Below are 20,682 nucleotides of genomic sequence, written 5' to 3'. Positions count from 1 at the left end.
GCTAAGCCCTTACCTCCCCTCGAGGGCCTCGGGCCCGAACGAGTGGGGCAGGATCTCCTCGAACGGCACGCTCAGCGCCTCGCCGTCGGGTCCCTCGACGACGACGCGCCGGCAGCCGAACTCGCGCAGCACCTGGCGGCACGCGCCGCACGGCCAGCACGGGTTCGCCTTCAACCCGACGACGGCGACCGCCTCGAGGGCGGGCGCCTCGCCGGGCTCGCGGTCGGCGACAAGGGTGGTCACGGCGTTGCGCTCGGCGCAGATCGTCTCGCCGTAGGCGGCGTTCTCGACGTTGCAGCCCAGGGTCACCGCGCCGCTCGGGGCGAGCGCCGCGGCGCCGACGGAGAACGAGGAATAGGGGGCGTACGCGCGGCCCGCGGCGCGCCGGGCGGCGGCGAGCAGCTGCGCATCGGGGGTGGCTGTGGGGGTCTCCATGGGGGTCCTTTCGGTCGCCGGGCGCGGTAGAATGCCCGGGTGACGGCGGCTCAAAGCCGCCGGTAGCTTAACACCGGGTAAACGGTTAGAAGGGGCGGGTGAGGGCCATGGCGGCAGGCGCGGTGGAGCCGTTCGACGCGGTCGACGTCATCGCGGAGAAGCGCGACGGGAAGGAACTCTCGGGCGAGGAAATCGCCTGGGTCATCGACGCCTACACGCGCGGCGCGGTCGCGGACGAGCAGTTCTCCGCGCTGCTCATGGCGGTCTTCCTCAACGGCCTGAGCCGCGGGGAGCTCTCCGCGTGGACCGACGCGATGATCCGCTCCGGGGAGCGGGCGAGCTACCCCGGGCTCGATCGCCCGCTCGTCGACAAGCACTCCACCGGCGGGGTGGGCGACAAGATCACCCTGCCGCTGGGGCCCCTCGTCGCGAGCCTCGGCGCGGCGGTGCCGCAGCTCTCCGGGCGCGGCCTCGGCCACACCGGCGGCACCCTCGACAAGCTCGAGGCGATCCCCGGCTGGCGCGCGGACCTCTCCCCGGAGGCGATCCGCGACATCCTCGCCGGCCCCGGCGCCGTCGTCGCGGCCGCGGGCTCGGGGCTCGCGCCCGCGGATAAGAAGATCTACGCGCTGCGCGACGCGACCGGCACCGTCGAGTCGATCCCGCTCATCGCGAGCTCGATCATGTCGAAGAAGATCGCCGAGGGCACCCCGGCGCTCGTCCTCGACGTCAAGGTCGGCTCGGGCGCGTTCATGAAGGACGCCGGCGCCGCCCGGGAGCTCGCCGAGACGATGGTCGCCCTCGGGCGCGACGCGGGCGTCGAGACCCGCGCCCTGATCACCGACATGTCCGTGCCGCTGGGCCGCACCATCGGCAACGCGCTCGAGGTCCGCGAGGCCGTCGACGTGCTCAACGGGGGCGGCCCCGCCGACGTCCGCGAGCTCACCGTCGCCCTCGCCGCGGAGATGCTCGACGCCGCGGGCGTGAAGGTCACCGACGACGAGGTCGCCGCGGCGCTCGACGACGGCCGGGCGCTCAAGGTCTGGCGCGAGGTGGTCGCCGCCCAGGGCGGCGACCCGGACGCCGAGCTGCCCGTCGCCTCCCACACCGAGGTCTTCGCCGCGCCCCGCTCCGGGGTCGTCGCGGGGCTCGACGCGCTCGCGCTCGGGGTGGCGAGCCGCCGGCTCGGCGCGGGCCGCGCGAGGCGCGAGGACCCCGTCCAGGCGGGCGCCGGCATCGAGATCCACGCCCGCCCGGGCGAGCGCGTCGAGGCCGGCGACCCGATCCTCACGCTGCACACCGACACGCCCGAGCGCGTGCCGCGCGCCCTCGAGGCCATCGAGCCGGGCGTGACCATCGCCGACGAGGCCCCCGAGCCGCGCCCGCTCATCCTCGGGCGGGTGGGCTAGCCCGCCCCGCACCGACACCACCAAAAACTCAGCACCGCCGTTAAAGGAAAGGAGCGCCCGTGACGCGCACCGCCAGCCAGCTCGCCGCCGTCATCGACCACACCTTGCTCAAGCCCGAGGCGAGCGCCGCGGACGTCGCCCGCCACGTCGAGGAGGCAGCCAAGCTCGGGACGCTCGCCGTGTGCGTCTCCCCGAACCAGCTGCCGCTCGACGCGCCGGAGGCCCTGACCGTCGCCGCGGTCGTGGGCTTCCCGTCCGGGGCGCACCACTCCTCGATCAAGGCTGCGGAGGCGGCCCGCGCCGTCGCCGACGGCGCCGACGAGATCGACATGGTCGCCCCGCTCGGCGCGGCGAAGGCCGGCGACATCGCCGCCGTCGAAGCGGACATCCGCGCGGTGCGGGAGGCGACCCGCGGCGCGGTCCTCAAGGTCATCCTCGAGTCCGCTGCGCTTGGCGAGGAGGAGCTGCGCGAGTGCTGTCTCGCCGCGGAGCGCGCTGGCGCGGACTTCGTGAAGACCTCCACCGGCTTCCACCCCTCCGGCGGCGCCACGGTCGAGGCGGTGCGCGTCATGGCCGACGCCGTCGGCGGGCGCCTCGGCATCAAGGCCTCGGGCGGGATCCGCGACGTCGCGACCGCGGAGGCGATGCTCGACGCGGGCGCCACGAGGCTCGGCTGCTCGGGCTCGGCGGCGCTGCTCGCCGAGGCGGCCGGCCGATGAGCGCCCCCGACGAGCGGGTGCTCGCCCGGGCCCGCGACTGGGCGGCCCACGACCCCGACCCCGTGACCCGCACCGAGATCGAGGCCCTCATCGAGGCCCGCGACCCGGAGCTGAAGTCCCGCTTCGCCGGGCCGCTGACATTCGGCACCGCGGGGCTGCGCGGCCGCGTCGAGGGCGGAGAGTCCAGACTCAACCTCGCGACCGTGACGATCGCGAGCGCCGGGCTCGCCGAGTGGCTCTCCTCCCAGGTCGACGAGCCCTCCGTCGTCGTGGGCTGCGACGCGCGCTACGGCTCGGACGCGTTCCGAAAGGCCGCGGCGGAGGTGTTCTCCGCGGCGGGGCTCACCGTCTACCTCCTGCCCGCGCAGCTGCCTACCCCGCTCACCGCGTTCGCGGTGCGCCGCCTCGGAGCCGACGCCGGGGTCATGGTCACCGCCTCGCACAACCCGGCCGGCGACAACGGCTACAAGGTCTACCTCGGCGGCCGCGTCGTCGAGGTAGACGAGGAGCGCGGTGTGCAGCTCGTGCCGCCCGCCGACGAGGAGATCGCCGCCGCGATCCAGCGCGCCCCCTGGCCGGATCGCATCCCGCGCGACGGGCGGGGGCTGCGCGCCGTCGGCCCGGAGCTCGTGAGCGAGTACCTCGACGCCGCGGTCGCGACGATCGGGGAGGAGGACCGCGACTTGGAGATCGTGCTCACCCCGGTGCACGGGGTGGGCGGGAACATCGCGCTGCGCGCGCTTAACCGCGCGGGCTTCGGGTCCGTCTCCGTCGTCGAGGAGCAGTTCGCCCCCGACCCGGCGTTCCCCACCGCGCCGCGCCCCAACCCCGAGGAGCCCGGCGTCATGGACCTCGCGATCGCGCAGGCCGCCCGCCAGGGCGCGGACCTCGTCCTCGCGCTCGACCCGGACGCCGACCGCTGCGCCTGCGCCGTGCCGGAGGGCGACCCCACGGACGAGGGCTCGTGGCGCCGGCTCACCGGCGACGAGGTCGGCGGCCTGCTCGGGGAGCGCGCCGCCAAGGCCCACGAGGAGGGCGCGCTCGCGTCCTCGGTGGTCTCTGCGACGAGGCTCAAGGACATCGCCGAGCGCCACGGGCTTCAGTGGCGCCCGACGCTCACCGGTTTTAAGTGGATCGGGCGCACCGAGGGGCTCGTCTTCGGCTACGAGGAGGCGCTGGGCTACTGCGCCGACCCGGCCCGGGTGCGCGACAAGGACGGCATCACCGCGGCGCTCGCGCTCGCGGATCTCGCGCAGCGCCGGCCTTTAACCGAGCGGCTCGCCGACCTCGACGAGGCCTACGGCGCGGTCGCGACCGGCCAGCTGTCGGTCGCCTCGGAGAGCAGGGAGCGCCTCGAGGAGGTCTCCGCTCGGCTGCGGGAGGCGCTCGCGGACTCGGTCGCGGGCAGCGTCGTGGCGGAGGCCCACGGCCTCGACGAGGGTTACCTCGGCCTGCCGCCGGCGAGCGGCTGGCTCGTGATCACCGAGCGCGGCGACCGGGTGTTGGCCCGGCCCTCGGGCACGGAGCCGAAGCTCAAGTGCTACCTCGAGGCGAGGGCCGAGACCCGTCCGGAGGCCGAGGAGCGCCTCGCGGAGCTGAAGTCCGCGGTCTCCGGGCTGCTCTAGCCGCACCGCGCCCGCCGAACCGCCCGGCCGGCCGCGGCGCGGTCCTAACCGCGCTCCGCGGGGGCCGCGGGGTGCGGCAGCGCGGCAAGCGGCAGCGCCAGCTCGATCATCTCGGTAAACGAGCGCTCCCGCTCCGCGGGGCTCGTGTGCGCCCCGGTGACGAGATTGTTGGACACGGTGAACACGCCGAGCGCCTCGACGCCGTGGCGCGCCGCGACCGCGTAGAGGCCCGCGGACTCCATCTCCACGCCGAGGACGCCCAGCTTCGCCCACTGCTTCTGCGCGTCGGGGTCGTCGCCGTAGAACACGTCGGAGGAGAGGATGTTGCCGACGTGCAGCTCGCTCCCGCGCGCCCGGGACAGCCGGTCGAGCTCGGCGAGCAGCGAAAACGACGCGATCGGCGCGAACGTGCCGGGCACGTTGTAGTGGTGTGCGAAGCGCGAGTCCGTGCACGCGCCCTGCGCGGCGACGATCTCGTAGGGCGCGAGGTCGCCGCGCAGCGCCCCGCAGCTGCCGACCCGGATGAGCCTAGTTGCGCCGAAGGTCTCGATGAGCTCGTGGGCGTAGAGCGAGATCGACGGGATGCCCATCCCGCTGCCCATGACGGAGACCTCCTCGCCCTGATAGGTGCCCGTGTAGCCGAGTTGCCCGCGCACGGCGTTGAACTGCACGACGTCGTCGAGGTAGGTCTCGGCGATGAAGCGGGCGCGCAGCGGGTCCCCGGGGAGGAACACGGTGCGCGCGATGGGCGCGCCCTGGGGGTCGATGTGCGGGGTCGAGGCGGTCGTCGGCGGCATGGCTGCGCTCAGGGCTCCTTCTATGGACGGTGCTCGTCGGTGCGGCCGCGCTCCCGCGTCGGTGCGGGAGGGCGCGTGCTCATCCTAGCCCGGGCCATTAACGAAAAAGTTAATCAATAGCGTTCTGGCGGGGGAATTCTGCGGCGAATTATCGCCGCGGGAAGGCGCACCTGGGGTGGGTTGGTAAGGGAAACTTGTGGCCGCAAAACATTAATGGCACGTACCATGGGGCCGGGCCCGCGGGGCGCGCTGCCTGCGGGGCCGCACCGTCGAACGAGCGCGCGACAGGAGGAGTTATGGCAGACGATTTCCCCCAGGAATGGCTCGACAAAATCGATAAGGCCGTCGAGGAGGTCCACGACGACCTCATCGAGTGGCGCCACCACATTCACCAGAACCCGGAGCTCTCCAACCGGGAGGAAAAGACCGCGAAGTACATCGCGGACCTCCTCGAGGACTTCGGCTACGACGACGTCGTCACCGGGCTCGGCGGCCACGGCGTGGCCACCGTCCTCCACGGCGGGGGCTCCCCGGAGGGGAAGCGGCGCTCCATCGTCCTGCGCGCCGACATCGACGCCCTGCCCGTGCCGGACAAGTCCGGCGTCGAGTTCGCCTCCGAGGTCGTGGACAAGGACTACCCGGGCGGCCCGTTCCCCGTCACCCACGCCTGCGGCCACGACGCGCACGCCGCGATGCTGCTCGCCGCGGCGAAGGTTCTCGCGGACCTGAAGGACGACGTGCCCGGCGACGTCGTCTTCGCGTTCCAGCCCGCCGAGGAGGGCCCGCCGGTCGACGAGCCCGGCGGCGCGCGCGAGATGGTCAAGGAGGCGTTCTTCGACGAGCTCGACCCGGAGCCGACCATGGCGTTCGGGATGCACGTCGGCGGCGGCCCCAAGGGCTGGGTGATGTACTCCCAGGGCGTGCAGAACGGCTCCTCGGAGCTGCTGAGCATTAAGATCACCGGCGAGCAGGTGCACGGCTCCTCCCCGTGGCAGGGCAAGGACCCCATGCCCCCCGCCGCGGAGATCATCACCGCGATGGGCCAGATCTACCGTCAGCTCGACGCGCAGAAGGACTTCACCATCACCATCGGCCACATCCAGGACGAGGGCCGCTTCAACGTGGTGGGCAACTCCGTCACCCTGCTCGGCACCGTGCGCTGCCTCCAGGAGGGCGTCGAGGCGCAGATCAACGAGCGCATCGAGCGCACCGCGAAGCACATCGCCGCCGCCTACGACTGCGAGGCGGAGGTGGAGTTCATCCAGCAGGTTCCCCCGGTGGTCAACCGGCCGGAGTGGGTGGAGAAGATCCTGCCGAGCTTCCACCGCTCCACCCGCGGCGACGCGAAGGTCATCGAGGTGCCCGCGAGCCTCGGCTACGACGACGTCAGCGAGTTCATCAACCGCTGGGGCGGAATCTACGGGCTGCTCGGCGTCCAAGACGTCGAGGTCGACGAGGACGGCAACCTCAAGGAGACCGAGGGCGGCCGCGGCTTCGTCGCGAACCACAGCCCGAAGTTCTACGTCGACGACGAGGCGATGGTCACCGGCGTGCGGATGCACGTCAACGTCGCCCTCGACCACCTGCGCGGCACGCTCGTCCCCGACGAGAAGTAGCCGTACTCGCGCTCGGGCGGCGGCGCGCGACCGACGCCCGTGCGAAGGAAAAACGGGGCGGGCCCCGGGGAGTCGATCCCGGGGCCCGCCCCGTCGGTCGTCGTGCCCGCCCGGCCGCCCGCGGGCGGGCGCGAGGGGCGGGGATTGGGCCCTAGTAGACCTCGATGCGGGCGCCGAGGCCCTCGGCCTGGACGAGGGTGCGGATCCATCCGGGCGCGCCGGGGCGCAGCCTCAGAACCGGCCGGGAGGAGACCTCCACGGGGCTCACCGAGCCCTGCACCCGGCCCGAGCGGGCGTCGAAGCGCACCCGGGAGCGGTAGCCCGCGTCCGCGAGCGCCTCGAGGTCGGGCGGCGTGGCGCTTAAGCGCTCGCGGGCGTCGGTGAGGATCTCGATGGCCTCGTCGACGGGGCCGACGAGCGCGCGGGCGTTGCGTTCGAGCATGGCGCGCACGAGCTGCGGGGAGCTCGCCGCGACCCGGGTGCCGTCCCTGAAGCTGCCCGCCGCGAGGGAGAAGGCCAGCGCCCCGCCGTTGTCGCCGACGACGGCGAGCGCCGCGGCGAGCAGGTGCGGCAGGTGGGAGACGCGCGCGACCATCGCGTCGTGGACGTGCACGCGCGCGGGGATCGCCTCGGCGCCGACCGAGTCGGCGAGCTGCGCGACCTGCGACCACACGTCCAGCCACCGGGAAGAGACCTCCGGGCGGCCGGTGGGGGAGAGCGCCGCGCGCCCCGGCTCCCCGAGGGTCGCCTGGTCCGCCTCGGCGAGCTCGTCGACGCTGCGCGCTTCGGGGTGGTAGCCGTGGTCGAAGGTGATCACCCACGCCGCGCCGCGGAACAGGCCGCGCTGCGAGGCCTTCCAGCCGCTCTGCGCGGTGCCGGCCATGGGGTGGCCGCCGACGTAGCGGTCCTCGAGCCCCTTGTCGTAGACGAGGTCCATGACCGGGGTCTTGACGCTCACGACGTCGGTGATCCCGCAGGTCGAGGTCTCGTGCGCGATGGCGTCGAGCAGCCCCTCGACGGCGGGCATGGGCACCGCCAGGACGATGAGCGCGCCCGTCTCCTCGGCGCGGGCGAGCGTCTCCTTGAGGTTCGAGTCGACCTCGAAGCCCTCCTTGCGGGCGCTGCGCGCCGTGGAGGGGGAGCGGTGGTAGCCGAACACCTCGCGGCCCGCGGCGGCCAGGTCGCGCAGCAGCGACCCGCCGATGAGTCCGAGGCCGAGGATGCAGACCGGGCGGGGGCGCGTCGTCGTAGTCACCTGTACCATCATCCCACATCTTGGAGTAGATTGGCTGGCCATGGAGCGCTCGTGGAACTCCCCCGGCCCCGAGGGGGGCTTCAGCTTCGCGGTGACCGCCGCGTACGTCGACGGGGCCTGGCAGGTCAGCCGCTTCGAGGACGACTTTAGCGACCCCGCGACCGCCGAGCGCGCCGCGCGCCGCAGCCCCGGCGCCGCGTTCGCGCTGCTCTGCGTCGACGACGATTATTTCGTCCTCGTGCGCCCCACGCCCAAGGGCGTGAACTACGTACTCTCCGACGCGGTCGCCGCCGTCGAGGACGACTTCGCCGCGCAGATCCTCGACGAGCTCGGCGTGGACGTCCCCGACCTCGAGGGCGAGGACCTCATCGAGGCCGAGGCCTGGGCGGAGGGCGACCTCGACATCCTCGCCGACTTCGGGCTCAGCGAGCAGGTCTTAGAGGTCATCGCCGAGGACGAGGACTCGTGGGCCTCCGAGCAGCTCGTGCGGCTCGCCGAGGAGATCGGCCTCGACGAGGAGCTCCTCAACGCGGTGCCGGGCCTCGACGGCCTGCACGACGACGACTAGGCCGCGGGTGGTCCTGCCCACCCCGGAGGGGCTCGCGGCCGCGCGGCGCCGGATGCGCGCCGCCCTCGACTACGCCGAGGCCCACTGCCCCGCGGGCGACGTGCCCGTCGCCGCGCTCGTCGAGGACGCGCGCGGCAGGCTCCTCGCCGCCGCGACGAACCGCCGCGAGGCCGACGGCGATCCCACCGCGCACGCCGAGGTGCTCGCGCTGCGCGCCGCGGCCGCGCGGCTCGGCGACGGCTGGCGCCTCACCGGCTGCACCATCACCGTCACCCTCGAGCCGTGCGCGATGTGCGCCGGCGCGATCATGGCGGCGCGCCTCGCCCGGGTGGAGTTCGGCGCCTTCGAGCCGAAGACCGGGGCGTGCGGCTCGCGCTGGGACCTCCTGCGCGATCGAGCCTCCCCGCTGCCCGCCCCGGAGGTCCGCGGCGGCGTCCTCGCCGAGGAGGCGGCCCGACCCTTGAGAGGCTTTTTCTCGAAAACAAACAATTCCGGCCGGTTCCCGGGCTGAAATTCCACCCCACGACCGATGCATTTCTCCCTATACTGGGCCGCGTCAGCGCACGACGCCCGATCCGGCGCCCCGCAGGTCGCGGCCGCCGGGGAGGGCAGAGAAGAATTTCGGAAGGACGGTTAGAGAAATCATGGCCGACTTTAAGGACCAGGCGAAGAACAAGGGCGAGGAGCTCAAGGGCAAGGCCAAGGAGGCCGCCGGTAACGCCACCGACAACGACGAGCTCAAGAACGAGGGCAAGAAGGACCAGACCGTCTCCGACGCCAAGGAGAAGGCCCAGGAGTTCGGCGACAAGGTCAAGGACAAGGCCAACGAGGTCGTCGGCAACATCGGCGACAAGATCAAGGGCGACGACAAGTAACCTCCCCGCGCCCCGTCCCCGCCCCGGCTCGCTATCGCGCCGGGGCGGGGATTTTGTTCCCGGGAGGGGGAGGCGTTAGCCTACTCCGCGGTGGCGTGTCCGAGCGGCCGAAGGTGAACGCCTCGAAAGCGTTTGTCGGGTAACCCCCGACCAGGGGTTCGAATCCCCTCGCCACCGCAGCCGGGCGGCGGGCCTGCGCGAGAGCGCGGCCCGCCGCCCCTTTTTTTGCCGTGCATCACCTCCGGGCCACCTCTTTCGGGGCTGAGAAATTGCCCCTCAAGCGGGGGCGACGTCGGGGCGGAAATGCCCGCCCGGGCGGCCGGTAGGGTGGAGGGTGCACGGCGACGCGCGGTGCCGTGAAAGCCGCCCCGCCCGCATGAGAGCCCGGCCGCGCCGGGGCGGGCGGGCCGTTAGCGCGCGTCGCGAAAGCCCGACGACGCGGCGGGCGAGCCAGCCGGCCGGCGCCGGGGCCCGCCCCCGCCGCCGACGACTGAGAGGAAAGCCCGTGGCGAAACTGCTGAGCAAGCTTGGTAGCTGGGCCTATCGCAGGAAGTGGTGGGTGATCGCCGCCTGGGTCGTGATCTTCGCGACCGTGGCGGGCCTGGCCGCCGGGTTCATGCGCCCGTTTACCAGCCAGTTCGAGATCTCCGGGACGCCCGCGATCGAGGCGACCGAGGACCTCGTCGAGAAGTTCCCCGAGGGCGGCAACCCCGTCGAGGACGCGGCGGTGCGCGTCGCGGTGAAGGCCCCCGAGGGGGAGAAGCTCACCGACCCGGAGAACTACCAGCGCGTCCAGGATCTCGTCGCCGGGCTGGAAGAGAACCTCGAGGGCGAGCTCGTCGAGCCGGCCCCGCTGTTGGGCAACCCGGTCGACCTCGCCGGGCAGATGACCGCCGTCTTCCAGCAGGTCTACGGCGAGTTCGGGGTGCCCGAGGAGGTCACCCAGGCCGATATCGACAACCTCAAGCCGCTCTCGGACGACGAGACGATTGGCTACTTCGGCTTCACGCTCGACGTGCCCACCGCCGCGGAGGTCACCGACGAGCACCGCGCGGCGATCACCGACGCGCTCGAGCAGGGTCGCGAGTCGGGCCTGCAGGTCGAGGCCGGCGGGCTGGGCTTCGCCCCGCCCATCGAGATCAACGCCACGAGCGAGATCGTCGGCATCGGCGTCGCGCTCGTCGTCCTCGTCTTCACGTTCGGCTCGCTCGTCGCCGCGGGCCTGCCGGTCCTCACCGGCGTCATCGGCGTGCTCATCGGGCTCGCCGGGATCCTGCTGACGACCTCCTGGGCCGAGCTCAACGAGGTCACCCCGACCCTGGCGATCATGATCGGCCTGGCCGTGGGCATCGACTACGCGCTGTTCATCCTCTCGCGCTACCGCAGCGAGCGAAGAGATAACGGCCTATCGGGCCCGGCGGCGGCCGGCAAGGCTCTCGGCACCGCCGGCTCCGCGGTGCTCTTCGCCGGCGTGGTGGTTATCGTCGCGCTCGCGGCGCTCGTCGTCGCGCGCATCGAGTTCCTCTCCGCGATGGGCCTGCTCGCCGCGATGACTGTGCTTATCGCGGTCCTCGTGGCGCTCACGCTGCTGCCCGCGCTGCTCGGCGCGCTCGGCGACAAGGCCTTCAAGGGGCGTCTGCCCGGCGTGGCCGGCAACCCCAAGCGCGACGGCAGCGAGTCGAAGCTTTCCCAAGGTAAGACGCTGGGCGGCTGGTGGATCGGCGTCGTGCGCCGCCTGCCCGTCGTCGTGCTCGTCGTCGTCATCGCGGCGCTCGGCGCGCTGACCATCCCGGTCTCCAAGCTCGAGCTCGCGCTGCCCACCGACGTCACCGCGAGCGAGGACACCACCCAGCGCCGCGCCGCGGACCTCATGGCCGAGGGCTTCGGGGAGGGCGCCAACGCCCCGTTCCTCGCGGTCGTCGACACCAGCGGCGTCGACCCGACCAACCCGGAGACCGAGCAGCTGCGTGGCGCGGTGGGCCAGGCGCTCGCCGCGAACCCCGAGGCCGCCGCTCAGGCCGGCGAGGAGCTCCAGGCCCAGGCCCCGGAGGAGACCGTCGCCAGGCTCGCGGCGTACCTCTACACCGCGGGCGAGATCTCCCAGCTCGACGGCGTGGAGCACGCCCAGCTCATCGGGCTCAATGACGACGGCACCGCCGGGCAGGTGCAGATCACCCCGACGACCGGGCCCGTCGACGAGGCGACCAACGACCTCGTCCACGAGCTGCGCGACGTTGGCGAGCGCATCGAGGGCGAGCTCGGCATCGACATCGGGTTCACGGGCCTGACCGCCGTCGAGGTCGATATCACCGAGGCGCTCGCCGGGGCGATGCCCATCTACCTCGGCATCGTCGTCGGACTCGCGGTGCTGCTGCTCATCGTCGTGTTCCGCTCGATCGTCGTGCCGCTGCTCGCGGGCGTGGGCTTCCTGCTCTCCGTGGGCGCCGCGTTCGGCGTGACCATCCTGTTCTGGCAGGAGGGCCTGTGGGGCATCGTCGACGCGCCCGCGCCGCTCGTGTCGTTCATGCCGATCTTCCTCATCGGCGTGACCTTCGGCCTGGCGATGGACTACCAGGTCTTCCTCGGCACGAGGATGCGCGAGCAGTTCATCGAGAACCGCGACCTCGACTCGCAGAAGGAGGCCGTCGTGAGGTCCGTGACCGGCGGCTTCACGCAGGGCGCGCGCGTCGTCACGGCCGCGGCGCTCATCATGATGGCGGTGTTCTTCGCGTTCACGAACCAGCCGCTGCCGTTCATCCAGATCTTCGGCTTCGCGCTGGGCCTCGCGGTGCTCTTCGACGCGCTCTTCGTGCGCATGGCGCTCGTGCCCGCGGCGATGATCCTCTTCGGGAAGGCCACCTGGTGGTTCCCGACGTGGCTCGATAAGATCCTGCCCTCCCTCGACGTCGAGGGGCGCTCCCTCGAGGAGGACGACGACGAGTCCGACGGCGACGACAAGGGCGACGCCAACGACGGGAAGCCCCGCGGCTCGGGCGGGGACGACGAGGGCCGCGACCTGCCGGCCGCGAGCACGCAGGCCGGCCCCGGCTCGGAGCACACCGAGGGCGAGCGCGCCGGCACCGTGAGCGTCGCCGAGCTCCTCGAGCGGGAGGGCGACGAGCCCGAGGCCGAGCGCGGCGAGCACGACGGCGACGAGGACGGCTCGGTGAGCGTCCAGGACCTCCTCGACAAGGAGGACGGCGACGAGGGCTCGCCCGGCAGGGGCGGGAACGACTAGCGTGGCCGCCCCCGACAACGCCCGCGACCTCACGTTTAGCGTCTCCCGCCGGCTCCCCGGCGGGGGCCGCTCCGGGCTCATCGACACGCCCCACGGGCCGATCGCCACCCCGGCGTTCGTGCCGGTCGCGACGAAGGCCGCCGTTAAGCTGCTCACGCCCGCGCAGCTGCGCGACGTCGGCGCGCAGGCGATCCTCTCGAACGCGTACCACCTCTACCTGCAGCCCGGCCCGGACATCGTCGACGAGGCCGGCGGCGTGGCCTCCTTCGAGGCGTGGGGCGGGCCGACCTACACCGACTCCGGCGGCTTCCAGGTCATGAGCCTCGGCTCGGGGCTGGGCAAGGTCATCGCCATGGAGAAGGACGACGTCTCCGAGCGGGAGGCGCGGGCCGCGCACCGGGAGCGGCTCTCCAAGGTCGACGACGACGGCGTGGACTTCCGCTCCGTCGTCGACGGCAGCAGGCACCGCTTCACCCCGGAGAAGTCCATCCAGATCCAGCACCAGCTCGGCGCCGACATCATGTTCGCGTTCGACGAGCTCACCACGCTCTTCGAGTCGCGCTCGTACCAGGAGGAATCGGTCGAGCGGACCCGCCGCTGGGCCAGGCGCTGCCTGGTCGAGCACGACCGCCTCACCCGGGAGCGCGCCGATGAGCCCCGCCAGTCGCTGTGGGGCGTGGTGCAGGGCGCCCAGTTCGAGGACCTGCGCCGCGAGGCGGCCCGCGGGCTCGTCGCCCTCGACGAGGAGGCCCAGGCAGAGGGCCGCCGGGGTTTTGGCGGCTTCGGGATCGGCGGCGCCCTAGAGAAGCACCGGCTCGGCGAGATGGTGCGCTGGGTGACCGAGGAGCTGCCCGAGGACAAGCCCCGCCACCTGCTGGGGATCTCCGAGCCGGACGACATCTTCGCCGCGGTCGCCGCCGGCGCGGACACCTTCGACTGCGTGGCGCCCACGAGGCTGGGCCGCCGCGGCGGGGTCTACACCCTAGATGGGCGCGTCAACCTCGCCGCCGCGAAGTACAAGCGCGACTTCCGCGGCATCGACGAGGAGTTCGGCGGCGTCGTCGCGACGACCTACTCGCGCGCCTATATCCGCCACCTGCTGAAAGCTAAGGAGCTGCTCGCCGGGACGCTGTGCTCCCTGCACAACCTCGAGTTCGTCATCCGGCTCGTGGCGAATATCCGCGCCGCGATCGAGGCCGGCGACTTCGAGGCCTACCGCGACGAGTTCCTCGGCCGCTACTACCACGCCGAGCGCCGCGGCTAGCGGGCCAGAGCCACACAACAGCGCCCCCCGGGGAACGGTCCCCGGGGGCGTTTCTCGTGTCGGCCGCCGCGCGCCGGGCCCGCCGATCCGGGGCCCGGGGTTCCCTCAACGGGCGCTACTTCGCGCCGTCGGCGTAGCCGGGCAGCTCGCGGCGCTTGACCGCCCCGATGACCAAGTAGGTGATCGGCATGACGACGACCTCGATGAGGGTCTTCCACAAAAAGCCGACGACGATGTAGTTGATCGCGTCGGGCACCGTGGAGATCCCGATGACGGGCGCGGCGATGAGGCAGAAGATGAGCGTGTCGGCGAACTCGCCGACGACGGTCGAGCCGATGAGCCTCGCCCACAGGCTCTTCTCCCCGGTGCGGCGCTTGATGAGCACCAGCGTCCAGGAGTTGAGCAGCTGGCCGACGAGGTAGCCCGCCAGGGAGGCCGCGACGATCTGCGGGACGAGGCCCAAGACGAGCGCGAACTCCTCCTGGTTCTCGTAGAACGACGCCTCGGGCAGGGCGATGGCGATATAGAACGACACGACGGCAAGAAGCGCGCCCGCAAACCCCGTATAGATCGCGCGCCTCGCGGCGCGGAAGCCGTAGCACTCGGCGAGCACGTCGCCGAGGATGTAGGCGAGCGGGAAGAGGAAGAACGCGCCGTCGGTGACCAGCGGGCCGATCTCGACGCCCTTGCTCGCGGTGATATTCGAGATGATGAACGTCGCGACGAACAGCGCGGTGATCGCCGGGTAGAGGGTGCGCTGCACGGGGATGAAGCGCGCCCGATCGGACCGGGTCTCGTCGAACTCGAGGCTCTTCGCACCGTCGGACTGGGCGGGGGTGGGGTTGTTTGTCGTCACGAACCGTAATGCTGCCACAGCCCGGCCGCTAGCCTGAAGGGTCATGACGAGCGATCGCGGCGCCGGGCGCTACGCGCCCACCCCGAGCGGGGACCTGCACATCGGCAACCTGCGCACCGCCGTCGCCGCGTGGCTCGCGGCGGCGGCCACCGATAGGGGCTTCGCGGTGCGCGTCGACGACCTCGACGAGGAGCGGTGCGACGAGGAGACCGCCACCCGGCAGCTCGAGGACCTCGCGGCTCTCGGGGTGAGATCCGACCGGGAGGTCGTCTACCAGTCGCGCCGCGGCGAGGCCTACCGCGCCGCCGCAGAGCGCCTCGCCGCGCGGGGGCTCGTCTACGAGTGCTACTGCTCCCGCCGGGAGATCCGCGAGGCCCAGTCCGCGCCGCACGCCACCCCCGGGCGCTACCCGGGCACGTGCCGAAACCTAAGCGAGAGCCAGCGCCGGGAGCGCCGCGCGCGCCTGAAGGACCAGGGCCGCGCCCCGGCCTTAAGGCTGCGCGCGCAGGCGCCCTCGTGGCGCATCGAGGATCGGGCGCGCGGCAGCGTCGAGCGCCCGCTCGACGACATCGTCCTGCGCCGCGGCGGGCAGCAGCCGGGCTGGGCGTACCACTTGGCCGTCGTCGTCGACGACGCGTACTCCGGGGTCGACCAGGTGGTGCGCGGCGCGGACCTGCTCGACGTGTCGCCGACGCAGGCCTACCTCGCGTCGCTGCTCGGCCTTCCGGAGCCGAGCTACGCGCACGTCTCCCTCGTCCTCGACGAGAACGGGGAGCGCCTCGCGAAGCGCTCCGGGGCGCCCTCGGCGCGCGACCTGGCCGAGGAGGGCTGGGGCCCGGGAGAGCTCCTCGCGGCGATCGGGCGCTCGCTGGGCCGCCCGGGCGCGGGCTCCCTCGACGAGCTGGCCGAGACCTTCGACCCGAGCGAGCTTGCCGACCCGCCGGTGCGCTGGCCGGCGGACTTCGTGGCCTAAGGCCCCGCGCGAGGGGCCGAGGGATAAGAAAAACCCCGGCGGCCTGCTCGTCGCAGGCCGCCGGGGCGGATGGCGGAGGATGTGGGATTTGAACCCACGAGGGGATCGCTCCCCGCACGCGTTCCAGGCGTGTGACATAGGCCGCTAGTCGAATCCTCCAGTGGGCGCTTCGCGTCCGTTCGAGAAGTGTAGTAGTCCCCACCGGCGGGGAACAAATCCCCGCCTCGCCGCGGGTGGGGCGGCGCCCGCGGGGCGGGCCGCGGCGGCGTGTTGAGCCCCCGGGGGACGGTGGGATAGGCTGGGGATCGGATCTCGCGCGGCGTGCATCCCGTGAACTCCCCCAGGGCAGGAATGCAGCAAGGGTCAACGGGCTCTCTCGGGTGCGCGGGGTCCTTCTTTTATCCCCGCGCGGGCGAGCTTCCGGCCCGCGCCCGGGGCGAGCCGGACAGGCCCGCGGTCCTGACAGGGATCTTTCAGCGGGCTTTGCGGGACTTTCGCGGACGCCTGGCTAAGATGGGCCGCGAATTTCTGTCCCCCCAACTAGTCAACTGCCGCTTTTCCGATGGCGGAAGGAAGCCCCCCGATGGCCCTACGAGACCTCGACGCCGAAGAACTCTCCCAGCTCGCCGAGCGCGCGCGCCGCGACTACGAGGAGCTGCGAGCGAAGGACCTTCACCTCGACCTCACGCGGGGCAAACCCTCGGTCGAGCAGCTCGACCACAACGAGCGGCTGCTCTCCCTGCCGGGCGAGGGCGACCACACCGCCGCCGACGGCACGGACGTGCGCAACTACGGGGGCCTCGACGGGCTGAAGGAGCTGCGCGAGCTGTGGGGCGAGGTCGTCGGGATCCCGGCCGAGCGGCTGCTCGCCGCGGACGGCTCGAGCCTCAACATCATGTTCGACGTGGTGTCCTTCTCCCACCTCTTCGGCACGCAGGACTCCCCGCGGCCGTGGTCGAAGGAGGAGACGGTGCGCTGGCTGTGCCCGGTGCCCGGCTACGACCGGCACTTCACCATCAGCGAGACCGTCGGCCACGAGATGATCCCCGTGCCCACCACCGAGGAGGGGCCGGACCTCGACGTCGTGCGCGAGCACCTCGCCGACCCGTCGGTTAAGGGCATGTGGCTCGTGCCGACGTTCTCCAACCCGGCGGGCGTGACCACCAGCCGCGCCGTGCTCGAGGAGCTCGCAGCAATGCCCGCGGCCGCCCCCGACTTCCGCATCGCGTGGGACGACGCCTACGCCGTGCACCCGCTCACCGGCGAGTTCCCCGAGCACGTCGACGTGCCCGAGCTCGCAGGCAAGGCCGGCAACCCCAACCGGTTCTGGTGCTTCAGCTCCACCTCGAAGGTGACCTTCGCCGGCGCCGGGGTCGGCTTCTTCGGCTCCTCGGCCGAGAACCTCGCCTGGTACAAGCGCTACGCCGGGGCGCGCGGCATCGGGCCGAACAAGGTCAACCAGCTCGCCCACGCCCGCTACTTCGGCTCCGCGGAGGGGGTGCGCGCCATCATGCGCCACCACGCGGGCGTGCTCGCCCCGAAGTTCGCGACCGTCGAGCGGATCCTGAGCGAACGCCTCGGGGGCCTGGGCATCGCCAAGTGGACGAGGCCCGCCGGCGGCTACTTCGTCTCCCTCGACGTCGTGCCCGGCACCGCCGCGCGCGTCGTGGAGCTCGCCAGGGAGGCGGGCGTCGCGCTCACCGAGGCGGGCTCCTCCTTCCCCCACCACCGCGACCCCGAGGACAAGAACATCCGGCTGACGCCCTCGATGCCGCCGCTCGGCGAGCTCGAGGACGCCGTCGAGGCGGTCGCGACCTGCGCCATCCTCGCCGCCGCCGAGCGGCTCGCCGAGGGCTGACCGGCCCTGCCCGCGCCGCGAACCCGGGTTTGCGCCGCACGAGGCGGCCCGCCACCATCGGGGGCCCACGGCGCGAGGCAGAGGCGACGGCACGCGCGACCGAGACGTAATCAGGGAGGGGTGAAGCCCGGATGAAGAGGGACGAGTGCGAGGCGTGGCTCGGCGGGATCCTGCCCGGCCGGCTCGAGGTGTACCACGCAGACGGCTTCCACGTCGGCGTGACCAGCACGAAGACCCAGGACATCGCCGCGACCGTGGACTTCAACCGCGTCGACACCGGCCTGGTGGGCAAGAAGGGCATCGCCGTGCGCGCGGAGCTCCTCACCGTCACCGACGCGGGCGTCGCCGCCGCCGCCGACGCGGTCGCCAAGGCCGCCGCCGCGCTCAAGCGCGCCGGCGGGCAGCTGCCCGCCAGGCCCGGCACCATCCTCATCGACCTCGCCGACACCTTCGAGCCGCCCGCCGGCGTCGACGCCGCAGCGATCACCGCCCGCCACGGCCTGCTGGTCCCGCCGTTCATGTGGAACGGCTCGGTGCCCCAGTACCGCGAGGAGCCCGGCGAGGTCACCGGCGTCGACGAGACCGACACCGGGGACAACGGCCGCCTCACCGCGATGCTCCAGCTGCTCATGGTCACCGACTCCGAGCGGGAGTTCTTCGTCGACCACGGCGCCGAGGAGTTCTCCCGCGCGATGGCCGCCGAGCACACCCAGCTGCTCGACTGGTTCCGCTAGCCGGAACCGTCCCACCCGGCGGGTAGAGTCTAAGGGCGTGTCGCTCTACCGCAAGTACCGCCCGGCGAGCTTCTCGGAGGTAGTCGGCCAGGAGCAGGTGACCCGGCCGCTCTCCGCGGCGCTCGACGCGGGCCGCATCAACCACGCCTACCTCTTCTCCGGGCCCCGCGGCTGCGGGAAGACCTCCTCGGCGAGGATCCTCGCGCGCTCCCTCAACTGCGTCCACGGGCCCACCTCCACGCCGTGCGGCGAGTGCGAGTCGTGCCGCTCCCTCGCGCCGGGCGGGCCGGGCAACCTCGACGTCACCGAGCTCGACGCGGCGAGCCACAACGGCGTCGACGACATGCGCGAGCTGCGCGACCGCGCCTACTACGCGCCCGCGGAGTCCCGCTACCGGGTGTTCATCGTCGACGAGGCGCACATGATCTCCAACGCGGGCGCGAACGCGCTGCTCAAGATCGTCGAGGAGCCGCCCGAGCACCTCATCTTCATCTTCGCGACGACCGAGCCCGAGAAGGTCATCGGTACGATCCGCAGCCGCACCCACCACTACCCGTTCCGGCTGCTCACCCCGCAGGCGATGCGCGGGCTTCTTAAGCGCACCGTCGAGCGCGAGGGCGTCGCCGTCGACGACGAGGTCTACCCGCTCGTCATCCGCGCGGGCGGCGGCAGTCCGCGCGACTCGCTCTCGATCCTCGACCAGCTGCTCGCCGGCGCCGGGGAGGATGGCCTGAGCTACGACGAGGCGCTCCCGCTGCTCGGCGTGACGGACTTAAGCCTCCTCGACCGCACGGTCGACGCGCTGGCCGGGCGGGACAAGGCCGCCCTCTTCGAGACCGTCGACGACGTCATCGAGTCCGGCATCGAGCCGCGCCGCTTCGTCGGCGACCTGCTCGATCGGCTGCGCGATCTCATGATCCTCCAGGCCGTGCCTGAGGCCATCGACATGGGGCTCGTCGACGCGCCCGCCGACCGCGCCGAGGTGCTGCGCGAGGAGGCCGCCCGCTTCACCGGCGCGCAGGCCGCCGCGCTCGCCGACCAGGTCAACTCCCGCATCGCGGACATGCGCGGCGCGACCTCGCCCAGGCTCCTGCTCGAGGTGCTGCTCGCGCACCTCGCCCTGCTGGTCGAGGGCGCAGGCCCCGCCCCGGAGATCCAGTCGCCCGACGCCCCGCAGGGCGCGGGCGCCGCGCCCGCCGCCGAGGGTGAGCAGGCCTCCTCCGGGCGCTACGAGCGTCCCTCGAAGCGGGCCGCCCGCCAGGCCAGGGAGGCCAAGGAGCGGGCGCGCCGCGCCGCCCGCGGCGAGACCCAGCCCGCCGAGCAGGAACAGCAGCCCCAGGGCCAAGGCGAGCGGCAGGCAGGGGAGCAGCGCCCCGAAGCCCAGCCCCCCGCCGAGGACGCCCGCCCCGCGTCGGGCAGCGCCGCGCCCGCCTCTGAGGCGACGGGAGAGGAGCCCCGCCCGGGCGAGGCCCGGGTCGACGCGCCCCACGAGGCCGCCGCCGACCCCGCTGGCGACAACGCCGCGGGCGAGCGGCCCGCCGGGCGCCCCCAGCGGGCCGAGGACCAGGCGGCCTCCGCCGAGGCGTCGGGGAACGCGGTCGACGAGTACGCCGCTGACGAGCCCGCGCCCGAGGCGCCTCGCGCCGACGTGGCCGAGGCCCGGCGTGAATCCGCGCCCGAGGATTCCTCGGGCGGGGCGTCCGACGCCGCCCCCGAGCCCACGGCCCGAACCTCCGAGGGCGAGGACCGGCGCGCCGAGGCCCCGTCCCCCGAACCAGACGAGCCCGAGGACGAGGATCCCGAGGAGGAAGCCGCCGCGGGGAGCGACGCCGCGGCCGCGGCCAGCGCCGCTCGGCCCGCGGAGGCCCCGAGCGGCGAGGACGCGGAGCAGCGCCGGGACGAGGGCCCCGCCGAGGCCGCAGATTCCACCGAACCCGCCGAGGACGAGCCCGCCGACGAAGCCGGGCGGCAGGAGGGCCCCTCGGACGAGGAGCTCGCCGCGTCCATCCGGGAGAACTGGGGCGAGCTCCGCGAGGCGATCCGTAAGAAGAACGGCGTCGCCGGCGTCATGGTCACCGAGGCGCGTGTCCTCGACGTGCGCGACGGCACGGTGCTGCTCGGGCACAACACGGGGGCGCTCGCGGCGAGGCTCAACGCGGAGAACAACAACTCCACCGTCGTCGACGTCCTCTCCGAGCACGCCGGCGTGCCGCTGAAGGCGCACTGCCAGGTCGGCACCGCGCGGCCCGGCGGCGAGGGCGCCGCCCCAAAGGCCGGCGGGGGCGATAAGCCCCGGTCGTCCGGTCGGGCGGAGGCCCCGCGGCGAAGGGAGCGCGAAAGACCGGCGGTAGATGACGCCGACCGCGGCGCTCAGCCCGCGGAGGCCGGCAACGGCGCCGACCGCCCGGGAGGGAACGCCGGTGGTGGCGCGGCCGAGGACCGGCCCGCCCGCCCCGAGGC

The 20,682-nt window shown here is 73.0% G+C and carries 17 protein-coding genes, 2 tRNA genes and 1 other RNA gene; 15 read left to right on the top strand and 5 right to left on the bottom strand.

Annotation, left to right across the window (positions count from 1 at the left end; translation table 11 throughout):
• Window positions 1-9: 9 nt before the first annotated feature.
• Window positions 10-435, bottom strand: a complete 426-nt coding sequence (locus HMPREF9719_RS08385) for a cytidine deaminase (protein ID WP_004601564.1) — start codon at window positions 433-435, stop codon at window positions 10-12.
• A 107-nt stretch (window positions 436-542) separates the two neighbouring features.
• Here HMPREF9719_RS08385 and HMPREF9719_RS08380 point away from each other — a divergent pair, with 107 nt between their 5' ends.
• The 3 genes from HMPREF9719_RS08380 to HMPREF9719_RS08370 are packed head-to-tail and all read left to right on the top strand — an operon-like array spanning window position 543 to window position 4,188.
• Entirely contained in the window at window positions 543-1,844 is a 1,302-nt protein-coding gene (locus tag HMPREF9719_RS08380; protein WP_004601563.1) for a thymidine phosphorylase, read from the top strand.
• 59 nt (window positions 1,845-1,903) lie between these two features.
• On the top strand, window positions 1,904-2,563 hold the full coding sequence (gene deoC, locus HMPREF9719_RS08375; RefSeq protein ID WP_004601562.1) for a deoxyribose-phosphate aldolase: 660 nt from the start codon (window positions 1,904-1,906) through the stop codon (window positions 2,561-2,563).
• On the top strand, window positions 2,560-4,188 hold the full coding sequence (locus HMPREF9719_RS08370) for a phospho-sugar mutase (protein WP_004601561.1): 1,629 nt from the start codon (window positions 2,560-2,562) through the stop codon (window positions 4,186-4,188). Before deoC ends, HMPREF9719_RS08370 begins: the two co-directional genes overlap by 4 nt.
• A gap of 44 nt (window positions 4,189-4,232) precedes the next feature.
• Here the strand turns inward: HMPREF9719_RS08370 and deoD are convergent, their stop codons facing one another.
• Complete coding sequence (gene deoD, locus HMPREF9719_RS08365; RefSeq protein ID WP_004601560.1) at window positions 4,233-4,985, bottom strand: purine-nucleoside phosphorylase; 753 nt, start codon at window positions 4,983-4,985, stop codon at window positions 4,233-4,235.
• A gap of 296 nt (window positions 4,986-5,281) precedes the next feature.
• Here deoD and HMPREF9719_RS08360 point away from each other — a divergent pair, with 296 nt between their 5' ends.
• Complete coding sequence (locus HMPREF9719_RS08360) at window positions 5,282-6,601, top strand: M20 metallopeptidase family protein (protein ID WP_004601559.1); 1,320 nt, start codon at window positions 5,282-5,284, stop codon at window positions 6,599-6,601.
• 151 nt (window positions 6,602-6,752) lie between these two features.
• On the opposite strand, the gene HMPREF9719_RS08355 is transcribed toward HMPREF9719_RS08360, so the two are convergent.
• Window positions 6,753-7,856, bottom strand: coding sequence for a prephenate dehydrogenase (locus HMPREF9719_RS08355; RefSeq protein WP_004601999.1), 1,104 nt, complete (start codon window positions 7,854-7,856; stop codon window positions 6,753-6,755).
• Between the two features lie 40 nt (window positions 7,857-7,896).
• Here HMPREF9719_RS08355 and HMPREF9719_RS08350 point away from each other — a divergent pair, with 40 nt between their 5' ends.
• The 6 genes from HMPREF9719_RS08350 (at window position 7,897) to tgt (ending at window position 13,801) form a co-directional block, all read left to right on the top strand.
• Window positions 7,897-8,424, top strand: coding sequence for a tRNA adenosine deaminase-associated protein (locus HMPREF9719_RS08350; RefSeq protein WP_004601557.1), 528 nt, complete (start codon window positions 7,897-7,899; stop codon window positions 8,422-8,424).
• Window positions 8,425-8,431: 7 nt separating this feature from the next.
• Window positions 8,432-8,935, top strand: a complete 504-nt coding sequence (locus tag HMPREF9719_RS08345; RefSeq protein ID WP_004601556.1) for a nucleoside deaminase — start codon at window positions 8,432-8,434, stop codon at window positions 8,933-8,935.
• Between the two features lie 133 nt (window positions 8,936-9,068).
• Entirely contained in the window at window positions 9,069-9,299 is a 231-nt protein-coding gene (locus tag HMPREF9719_RS08340) for a CsbD family protein (RefSeq protein WP_004601555.1), read from the top strand.
• 89 nt (window positions 9,300-9,388) lie between these two features.
• A tRNA-Ser gene (locus tag HMPREF9719_RS08335) sits at window positions 9,389-9,476 on the top strand.
• A 328-nt stretch (window positions 9,477-9,804) separates the two neighbouring features.
• Window positions 9,805-12,537, top strand: coding sequence for an MMPL family transporter (locus HMPREF9719_RS08330; protein WP_004601554.1), 2,733 nt, complete (start codon window positions 9,805-9,807; stop codon window positions 12,535-12,537).
• A 1-nt stretch (window position 12,538) separates the two neighbouring features.
• Complete coding sequence (gene tgt / locus HMPREF9719_RS08325) at window positions 12,539-13,801, top strand: tRNA guanosine(34) transglycosylase Tgt (protein ID WP_004601553.1); 1,263 nt, start codon at window positions 12,539-12,541, stop codon at window positions 13,799-13,801.
• A 115-nt stretch (window positions 13,802-13,916) separates the two neighbouring features.
• On the opposite strand, the gene HMPREF9719_RS08320 is transcribed toward tgt, so the two are convergent.
• Window positions 13,917-14,702 (bottom strand): queuosine precursor transporter, encoded by a 786-nt coding sequence (locus tag HMPREF9719_RS08320; RefSeq protein ID WP_004602000.1) that lies wholly within the window; start codon window positions 14,700-14,702, stop codon window positions 13,917-13,919.
• Here HMPREF9719_RS08320 and gluQRS point away from each other — a divergent pair.
• On the top strand, window positions 14,701-15,630 hold the full coding sequence (gene gluQRS / locus HMPREF9719_RS08315; protein WP_004601551.1) for a tRNA glutamyl-Q(34) synthetase GluQRS: 930 nt from the start codon (window positions 14,701-14,703) through the stop codon (window positions 15,628-15,630). The genes HMPREF9719_RS08320 and gluQRS overlap by 2 nt on opposite strands.
• Window positions 15,631-15,700: 70 nt before the next feature.
• Here gluQRS and HMPREF9719_RS08310 read toward each other — a convergent pair.
• Window positions 15,701-15,789, bottom strand: a tRNA-Ser gene (locus HMPREF9719_RS08310).
• Between the two features lie 145 nt (window positions 15,790-15,934).
• On the opposite strand from HMPREF9719_RS08310, the gene ffs reads away from it, so the two are divergent.
• From ffs to HMPREF9719_RS08295, 4 genes are all read left to right on the top strand, one after another.
• Window positions 15,935-16,029: signal recognition particle sRNA small type (gene ffs, locus HMPREF9719_RS09460), an RNA gene on the top strand.
• Between the two features lie 184 nt (window positions 16,030-16,213).
• Window positions 16,214-17,488, top strand: coding sequence for an aminotransferase class I/II-fold pyridoxal phosphate-dependent enzyme (locus HMPREF9719_RS08305; protein ID WP_004601550.1), 1,275 nt, complete (start codon window positions 16,214-16,216; stop codon window positions 17,486-17,488).
• 131 nt (window positions 17,489-17,619) lie between these two features.
• Window positions 17,620-18,222 carry a hypothetical protein gene (locus tag HMPREF9719_RS08300; protein WP_004601549.1) on the top strand — a complete coding sequence of 201 codons (603 nt, stop codon included), beginning with the start codon at window positions 17,620-17,622 and terminating at the stop codon, window positions 18,220-18,222.
• 37 nt (window positions 18,223-18,259) lie between these two features.
• Window positions 18,260-20,682, top strand: a 2,423-nt coding sequence (locus tag HMPREF9719_RS08295) for a DNA polymerase III subunit gamma and tau (protein WP_004601548.1), incomplete at its 3' end; no start/stop codon positions are given.

It is taken from the genome of Corynebacterium otitidis ATCC 51513, assembly GCF_000296405.1.
Taxonomy (GTDB): Bacteria; Actinomycetota; Actinomycetes; order Mycobacteriales; family Mycobacteriaceae; genus Corynebacterium; species Corynebacterium otitidis.
Note: the sequence above shows the minus strand (reverse complement) of the source record. Positions and strands in the feature narration are given on the sequence as shown.

Coding starts and splice junctions, on each gene's coding strand:
- HMPREF9719_RS08385 (WP_004601564.1), bottom strand. CDS start 435: ATGGAGACCCCCACAGCCACCCCCGATGCGCAGCTGCTCGCCGCCGCC.
- HMPREF9719_RS08380 (WP_004601563.1), top strand. CDS start 543: ATGGCGGCAGGCGCGGTGGAGCCGTTCGACGCGGTCGACGTCATCGCG.
- HMPREF9719_RS08370 (WP_004601561.1), top strand. CDS start 2,560: ATGAGCGCCCCCGACGAGCGGGTGCTCGCCCGGGCCCGCGACTGGGCG.
- deoD (WP_004601560.1), bottom strand. CDS start 4,985: ATGCCGCCGACGACCGCCTCGACCCCGCACATCGACCCCCAGGGCGCG.
- HMPREF9719_RS08360 (WP_004601559.1), top strand. CDS start 5,282: ATGGCAGACGATTTCCCCCAGGAATGGCTCGACAAAATCGATAAGGCC.
- HMPREF9719_RS08350 (WP_004601557.1), top strand. CDS start 7,897: ATGGAGCGCTCGTGGAACTCCCCCGGCCCCGAGGGGGGCTTCAGCTTC.
- HMPREF9719_RS08340 (WP_004601555.1), top strand. CDS start 9,069: ATGGCCGACTTTAAGGACCAGGCGAAGAACAAGGGCGAGGAGCTCAAG.
- gluQRS (WP_004601551.1), top strand. CDS start 14,701: ATGACGAGCGATCGCGGCGCCGGGCGCTACGCGCCCACCCCGAGCGGG.
- HMPREF9719_RS08320 (WP_004602000.1), bottom strand. CDS start 14,702: ATGACCCTTCAGGCTAGCGGCCGGGCTGTGGCAGCATTACGGTTCGTG.
- HMPREF9719_RS08305 (WP_004601550.1), top strand. CDS start 16,214: ATGGCCCTACGAGACCTCGACGCCGAAGAACTCTCCCAGCTCGCCGAG.
- HMPREF9719_RS08300 (WP_004601549.1), top strand. CDS start 17,620: ATGAAGAGGGACGAGTGCGAGGCGTGGCTCGGCGGGATCCTGCCCGGC.